The 7,109-nt window shown below is 58.3% G+C and carries 9 protein-coding genes and 2 pseudogenes; 8 read left to right on the plus strand and 3 right to left on the minus strand.

What is annotated here, in order from left to right; all coding sequences use genetic code 11:
- Positions 1-127 precede the first annotated feature (127 nt).
- The 5 genes and pseudogenes from EA472_RS21495 to EA472_RS21515 all read left to right on the plus strand — a co-directional run.
- A pseudogene (locus tag EA472_RS21495) lies at positions 128-577 on the plus strand (IS701 family transposase); the annotation flags it as partial.
- A gap of 422 nt (positions 578-999) precedes the next feature.
- Positions 1,000-1,218, plus strand: coding sequence for a HalOD1 output domain-containing protein (locus EA472_RS21500; RefSeq protein WP_124193513.1), 219 nt, complete (start codon positions 1,000-1,002; stop codon positions 1,216-1,218).
- 191 nt (positions 1,219-1,409) lie between these two features.
- Positions 1,410-1,706, plus strand: a pseudogene (locus EA472_RS23175) (IS5/IS1182 family transposase); the annotation flags it as partial.
- Positions 1,707-1,807: 101 nt separating this feature from the next.
- Positions 1,808-2,485, plus strand: coding sequence for a helix-turn-helix domain-containing protein (locus tag EA472_RS21510; protein WP_124193514.1), 678 nt, complete (start codon positions 1,808-1,810; stop codon positions 2,483-2,485).
- An 80-nt stretch (positions 2,486-2,565) separates the two neighbouring features.
- Positions 2,566-2,904 (plus strand): DUF7344 domain-containing protein, encoded by a 339-nt coding sequence (locus tag EA472_RS21515; RefSeq protein ID WP_243637933.1) that lies wholly within the window; start codon positions 2,566-2,568, stop codon positions 2,902-2,904.
- Positions 2,905-3,096: 192 nt separating this feature from the next.
- Here EA472_RS21515 and EA472_RS23180 read toward each other — a convergent pair whose 3' ends face one another.
- Together EA472_RS23180 and EA472_RS21525 are read right to left on the minus strand one after the other, a co-directional pair.
- Positions 3,097-3,504: a DUF7344 domain-containing protein gene (locus EA472_RS23180; RefSeq protein WP_243637934.1), complete on the minus strand. Its 408-nt coding sequence runs from the start codon at positions 3,502-3,504 to the stop codon at positions 3,097-3,099.
- A 58-nt stretch (positions 3,505-3,562) separates the two neighbouring features.
- Positions 3,563-4,228: a helix-turn-helix domain-containing protein gene (locus tag EA472_RS21525; RefSeq protein WP_124193515.1), complete on the minus strand. Its 666-nt coding sequence runs from the start codon at positions 4,226-4,228 to the stop codon at positions 3,563-3,565.
- 192 nt (positions 4,229-4,420) lie between these two features.
- Between EA472_RS21525 and EA472_RS21530 the strand changes: the two genes are divergently transcribed.
- The 3 genes from EA472_RS21530 to EA472_RS21540 all read left to right on the plus strand — a co-directional run bounded on the left by EA472_RS21530 (position 4,421) and on the right by EA472_RS21540 (position 5,679).
- Positions 4,421-5,065, plus strand: a complete 645-nt coding sequence (locus EA472_RS21530) for a helix-turn-helix domain-containing protein (RefSeq protein WP_124193516.1) — start codon at positions 4,421-4,423, stop codon at positions 5,063-5,065.
- Between the two features lie 81 nt (positions 5,066-5,146).
- Positions 5,147-5,497, plus strand: coding sequence for a HalOD1 output domain-containing protein (locus tag EA472_RS21535; protein WP_124193517.1), 351 nt, complete (start codon positions 5,147-5,149; stop codon positions 5,495-5,497).
- Positions 5,494-5,679, plus strand: coding sequence for a hypothetical protein (locus EA472_RS21540; RefSeq protein ID WP_124193518.1), 186 nt, complete (start codon positions 5,494-5,496; stop codon positions 5,677-5,679). The genes EA472_RS21535 and EA472_RS21540 overlap by 4 nt, the downstream gene beginning before the upstream one ends.
- 156 nt (positions 5,680-5,835) lie before the next feature.
- Here the strand turns inward: EA472_RS21540 and EA472_RS21545 are convergent.
- On the minus strand, positions 5,836-7,109 hold a 1,274-nt coding region (locus tag EA472_RS21545; protein WP_207891204.1), incomplete at its 5' end, for a (Fe-S)-binding protein.

The following is a 7,109-nucleotide window of genomic DNA, read 5'->3' on the forward strand; positions in this document are numbered from 1 at the left end:
GAGCCGACGCATAATCCGAGATGAGGAGGCTTCGTTGTGCACACTCGTCGCCTCCTCATTCCTCTCGAAAAGATGCCTCGATAAGCCGCCGCTGTCACGTGGTTTCTCGCTTAGCTAAAGACGGATACAGGAGGGCTACATTGTTATTGTTGATTCGGTGTTCCAGCGAACCGGAAAGGAACTTCCCGGTGCTAGAAAGTTCTACGATCACACCGAAGGTGAACCTGTCTGGGGGCAGATCCTCGTCTACGCGTTCTACACCGACGACAAAACATCCTATCCGCTCACGTTCCTCCAGTATGAGAAAGCCGATAATGACCAGAACAAGAACGAGACGAAATACGAGCTCACACAGGAGATGATCTCGGAATTGGAAGAAACGGTAGATGTGCTTGCGGACACCTACTTCTTCGACTTGTGGTTTGTACACGATCCAAGTCTGATCAAACACGTCATATCCTACGGTAAGGACTGGGTTGGATCAGTCCGAAGCAATTGGTAGGCAGCCTACAATAACGATGAAACGCGTGTCGATGCGCTAGAAAAGCGCATCGATAAGATAGAGCGAGAGATCAACGCTTTCGGACTCGAGTCGACTCGGGAGTAGTCCGGCCCAACCGGTCAACATCCTAACGTTCTTTACGGATGGTTACGTACCGAACAGATGCGCACGAAAGTGCGCCGAGCCGGAGCGCCCAGTTCCACCTAGCACTCCGGCTCAACGAGCGGCCCCCGCACAGCGGGAGCAATCCACCATAGACACTGGCGAAATAAAGACCTACCGACGTTCGCCGACCCGGTCACGCCAGTGGCTGGTTCGCTCGCTGGATTGTTTTCTGCTGTGTCGGGGCCTGAACACGGAACGACACATGGTATTGAGAATCACTATCCACTGCGATTGTGGCACCGACGTCCGTACGGCGGCGACCGACGGCCCGGCAGCGTGTCCGGACTGTGAGACGGCGTACGCGACGACAATCACCGAACTTCCCAACCACGATGCATCCAGCACTCGGTACGGCATTCGATCGTGTCGCGGCCCGTGAGGGCCGAGAGGCGACGGCCTTGCCACCGCTGTACGAGGCCGTCGATCCCGAGTCGCTGACCGCGCTACTCGAGTCCCCGTCGGCGGTCACGGTTCGCTTCGCCTACGCCGGCTACGTGATCGTGATCGGACCCAGTCCCCACGAGGTGGAGGTGATCGGCGAGGATCGGTAACGACTCGCCGATCGGCTGCACTTTTTCGAGAACAGTTGTGCGCTGTTCGGTATTCTGCCCGCGTATCTCTCACCTGCTGGCCTCGAGCCTCGAGCGGAGAGAGCGTTCGACGCCGCCCTCATAGGGATGCTAACCATGCTTCGCGATCTCCTCGGGCACCTCTACGTTAGTGTTGTCTGTTCTAACCGTTTCTTCTCGGAGACAAGGGCTACGACGATCGAAAGATTCGCGCGGTAGCCCGTGAAATGGGTGTTCGTCCACGTAGCAAACACTGCGATTCTCGTTGCTCCACAAGGCGTGGAATGCACGATTGGATCCTGAGCTGTATAGTCAGCGAAGTCAGAACGAGACGGAAATTCCTCGAGCGGAAGTACGGAGCGTTCGTTCGCTCACACCGTTGGTGGAAACGGTTTCGTGAAATCGTCGTCAGAGGGTTCGTCCACAGTATCGAGAGTGGTCTCTCTGACCTACCGTATCCCCACAGATAGAGTCACGGACACTGATTCATCGGTGAGCCTCCCAGCAGCTCCGCCCCGTCGTCACCCCCGTGCAGCAACGACGCTTTGGGGCTGAGTCACATACCTGCACTATGAGTGTCGTCCTAGAGTTCACTATCGACGCAGATCAGTTCCAACTCGGCGGCTCCCTCTCGGGCTTCCAAGACACGACCTTCGAGCTCGAACGGATCGTCCCGACGGGCAATCACGTTATCCCGTTCATCTGGCTCACGACGGACGCCGACCTCGACACTGTGCTGGATGCGTTCGAAACGAAACTCATCGACCGTCCCAGTATCACTGACGTGCGGGCTCTCGATAGGATTGAAAACGGCGCGTTGTACCGAGTCACGTGGAGAGTACCTGAAAAAGATATCATCGATGGGCTCGTCCAGACCGATGCAACTGTCCTCGAAGCTCGCTCCCACAGCGGGGCGTGCTGGGAATTCCGCGTTCGATATCCGGATCACGACCACTTGGCACGGTTTCAAAACATCCTGACCGAGAACGATGTCACGATCCACATCGACCGTATCTACACCTTCACTAAGGAAACTGACCGACGACGCCAGTTCGGGCTTTCGTCCGAGCAACGAGAAGCGTTGGTTCTCGCTCTGCGGCGGGGGTATTTGGCCTCACCGAGTGAGGTGAGTCTCGACGAGTTAGCGGACGAACTCGACATTACGAAACAGGCGGTTTCAGACCGGATACGACGTGGGAACGAGAAACTCCTCGAAACGACGTTGCTGTCCTCGGCGGTTGATGGCTAGGCAACAACCCACGCGAGACAAAAAGAACTTGACCCGTCAAGAGGACTGCTTTCTTATCCCTGATCAGTAGCAGCGAGTGTATGCCAGACGACCAGCACTCAGCAGAGAGGGGTTCGCTCAACACTATGTTCGATGTCTTGAGTCATAGTACCCGGCGACAGATCCTCGTGGAATTGGCTGATCACAATCTACGGACCGAAGCTGCGTTCGAAACCGAAGAATTCGCGGCTGATGGAAACTCTGATTCGCCCGAAACTGAACTCCACCACATTCATTTGCCAAACCTTGCGGACGCAGGCTTCATCAACTGGGGCCCGCGGACTGAGACGATTACCAGAGGGCCTCGCTTCAGTGAAATTGAACCGCTGCTTGTAGTGATCGACGACCACAAAGAGACTCTCCCGGTCGACTGGCCGTAATCCGCTGAGAGCGTTTGAACGTGTAACGTGTCGGTTGTATTAATTTTAACAGAGCTTGTTCACCCTACTCTGTACAATCGAAACGACTCGCTGAACGGGTCTACGCTTCCTCAGTCGTTGAAGAGCGTCATCAGGTTGGGTGTATCAAATGAGTTTGAAACTGGGGCACCTATCCTCAATCACGTCCGTCTCTCACTCGTGGATGTCGTACGGCTTGACCAGCGTCAGGAGATCTCGTTCCAGTTTCCCGCCAACAAAGCGGACGCGTCCTGTTTCAGCCTCATAGTCGATTATCCGGGCCTCTTCCAGCTTTGGAAGATGAGTATGGCGAAGTGCGATCCGGACGCGTTGTCGCTGTTCGTCGGACACCCGGTCCGCGTCTTCGTCCCGAACCCGGTCTGTAACGTGATCTACGAGCGCATCGTATGCTAGTGTCCCTTCGGAAGCGTTGTCCAACGCTTCGAGGATAGCGCGTCGATGTTCGTTCGCTACTGCCGACAGAACCGTATCGGGGGAGATCGGTCTTTCACTCCACGAAGAACCGGAATCCTCACCAACTGACTGGATACCACGTGCCCCCAGCTTTCGATTCTCATCCATACTCTCATAACGTAGACCCAACTGCCTGGTCTTATCGCATGGTGTATAATGGGAACAGTCAGTCCACTTCTGTCGCTGACTCGGGAGTGAGAAGCGCGTACCTCCCGAACGTGCCAATGGCACGACGAAGTCGCTCTGTCACTGCTTGATCGGAAATTCCGAGCTCGGTAGCTACCTCCGCGGTCGTACAGCCGCGTGGAATGTCGTAGTATCCCATTCGAACGGCAAGCGTCAGCGCTTCTCGTTGAGGCGTACTCAAGCCGTACCACGGACCGGCATCGGGGTCCGTTGGGTTGTATATACGGGTGAGCTCCAGGGAGATGTGCGCGTCCGCACAACAGTCCTGGCACTGACTCATTGCCTCGCGGTCACGGAATCGCATCTCGAAATTCCACCCCTCTGGTGATCCAGTCGCACTCAGTATTTGCCCGTCGTGTTCCAGGATGCACCGAAAAAAGTGGTCCTGGCTCGCATCCCAGTCGAGCCTGATCAGCGTCCGGTCGTCGAACACGTCCACCTCCCTGACGTTGTTGACAGTTGGATAGCGTTCGACGGCATTGAGAAAGCCGTTTTCGACCGGTTCGTAGACCCAGAAGAGCGGCACGGTCGCGTCCCCGCTCGGAACGAGCGTTTCGAGTTCGACCGCGGACGCTTGCTCTAGACTGAGTATTCGTCCGAGTTCGAAGTCGTCGGATGGGATGCGAATCTCCGTTATCACGCTCATGTTCGCTTGTACGACTAGATTGCCCGGTCGTACAAAAGGAGGTGACATGGTGCACCATGGCTGATCGGAATTCGAGGCGGACTGCCTATTCGTAGAACGCACGATACCGATCAACAACCGTGTGTCGTTTCGTCTCGACACCATGGTACACCACCCATGCCGGTTATCCACTTGCCGGACGAACGCTTCCGCATGGCGACTGTGATGGAATTTTCGAGTCCGACGGAGGAGTTTCCGCTGGGGAGTGTGTTCGAGAACTTGCCAGGAGTGACGGTCGAACTGGAGCGGCTTATCCCACACGAGACGCTGATTATTCCGTACTTCTGGGTACGTGGTGCACAAACGGAGGACATCGAAGCTGCGTTCGAACAACACGCCGGCGTGAGCAACATCCGAGTAGTCGATAGCGTCGAAGACGAGTATCTCATGCGTGCCGAGTGGGAACAAGAGTACTTCGGTATCTTGAGTGCGCTTGCCGAGGCCAACGTCGTCGTGCTCTCCGGAATCGGTACGAAAGACGAGTGGCGATTCGAGGTGCGCGGCGAGGATCAGGAGGCAATCGCTGAGTTTCGAGAGTACTGCCAGGAAAACGATATTCCGATAGAGATCACCGCCGTCCACGCGATGCTTTCGATCCAGGGGGAGGGCTACGAGTTGACCGAGACCCAACGTGAGGCACTGGTGTTAGCCTACGAACGGGGCTACTTCGACACCCCACGCGAGGCGTCGCTCGAAGAGATCGCTGACGAGCTCGGCATCACCCAGCAGTCGCTTTCGTCACGACTCCGACGCGGGCATCGACGCCTCATTGGAGCAACGCTCAGCAGTTCGCTGTGAGTGCTCTGGCGGACACCATTTAAACCCTCTGTATAATCAGTACCCTTATTGAACCGATTCAGACGGCTAGAATCAGGCGAAATGGACGCAACGGTGTCTGGGGTTGGGGTCGAAGCGGTCGAGTACTCTCAGGAATCCGGGACTGTTCGCACGCAGTTTGATCAGGAGAAGACACCTGCGAGCATGGCTGTTATCGCAACGCTGGCGGATGCACTGGACACTGATCCTGTAGAACTGGACCCGCTCCATTCCACTGTTGACCCCGAAGAGTTAGATGCGCTCGTCCGAGTTTGTAACGGGACGAACGGGGATACCTACGTTGCATTCACGCACGAGGGGCACGCGATAACCGTACACAGCTACGGTGTGATTACCATTACATCAGAACACGAACCAACTGCGGAGAAATACGAAAGGGGCGTGGGAAGATGACTTCTAATGAGACCTCGCTTACGTCGAAGGAGGAATTGAACGCGGAGCTGAAAGCACTCCTTCGGAGAGCCTACGAGAGTGGAATCGATGTGGAAGGTGGATTCGAATGCCGGAACGGGGTCGAACATCCGGACTGGGACGTAATCGTCACGGAAGTCGAAAAGAACGAGCAATCGGAGTGACCAGCAACGAGGGTGACCGGTTCGGTAACAAACACTTGACCTGTGAGAGAAAAGCACTGTAACGAAAATCGCATCAAACGGGTACTCTCAACGGAACAACGGCGAGTATTACGGTGAGCGTCAGTTCGGTCGCCGGTTCGGCGAGCGCGAACGCGGTCACTCGAGGGCGTCGGCGAGGAGTTCGATCGGCGTCGGCGGCTGATCGGCACCGCGCGAGCGGTTCTCGAGTTGGGTGCGACAGGAGGCTCCGGCTGCGACGACGCGCTCGCCGTTGCTGTCGTCGACCTGGTCGTAGAGGATCGACGCGATGGCGTCGCTCATCGAGGCGTGTTCGGCCTCGTAGCCGAAACTCCCTGCCATGCCACAACACCCCGAATCGAGCGGATCGACCTCGTACCCCGCGCGTCGCAACACGCCGACGGCGTGGTGGTCCGTTCGGGTCGCCTTCTGGTGACAGTGTCCGTGGTACGCGAGCGACCGTGCCGTCGCGTCGGGGTCGAACGACAGCGACTCGTCCAGCCCGAACGTATCGAGGTACTCGCAGACGCCGTACGTTTCGTTCGCGAGCAACGCGGTGGCGTCGTCCGAGAGCAGGTCGCGGTAGTCCGACTGGATCATGACGGCGTCGGACGGCTCGAGGACGACGACCTCCCAGCCGTCGGCCACCAGCGGCGCGAGCGTCTCGACGTTCTCGATCGCCGTCTGCCGCGCCCGGTCGAGAAATCCCTTCGAGAACGCGGGACGGCCGGTGTCGTCCAGCCCGTCGGGAACCCTGACGTGGACGCCCGCCGCCTCGAGCACTCGAACGGCGGCTTTACCGGCCGCCGGATGGCTGTAGTTGGTGTACGGGTCGGGATAGACGACGGCGTTTCGATCGGCGTCGGTCGCCCGCACGCGCGAGCCGCCCCTGCGTTCGAACCAGTCGCGGAAGGTGGTCGCGTGAAACGCAGGGAGCGGACGGTCGGCGTCGATGCCGATCGTGGCCTCGAGCGCGCGGCGCGCGCCGGGAAGCTTCGGGAGGAGGTTCGACAGCGGCGCGAGCCGCGATCCCCACCGCGAGAGCGTCGCCACGTTCGCGAACAGTCGGTCGCGCAGCGTCGCGCCGTGTCGCCGGTGGTACTCGTGGGTGACCTCGGCTTTGAGCTTGGCCATGTCGACCTCGCTCGGGCAGTCGACGGCACAGCCTTTACAGCCGATGCACAGCCCCATCACCTCTTCAACGAACTCGTCGGAAACGGCCTCGCCCTGCTCCAGATCGCCGCTCATCGCCTGTCTCAGCGCGTTCGCGCGGCCACGAGTCGCGGTGATCTCCTCGCGGCTCGCGCGGTAGGTCGGACACATCACGCCGCCGGTCGTCGACTGCTCGCCGCGACAGCCGCCACAGCCGTGACAGAGTTCGACCATCCCCTGGAAGCCGTTGTCGTTGGCCC

This window comes from Natrarchaeobius oligotrophus (genome assembly GCF_003841465.1).
Classification (GTDB): Archaea; Halobacteriota; Halobacteria; order Halobacteriales; family Natrialbaceae; genus Natrarchaeobius; species Natrarchaeobius oligotrophus.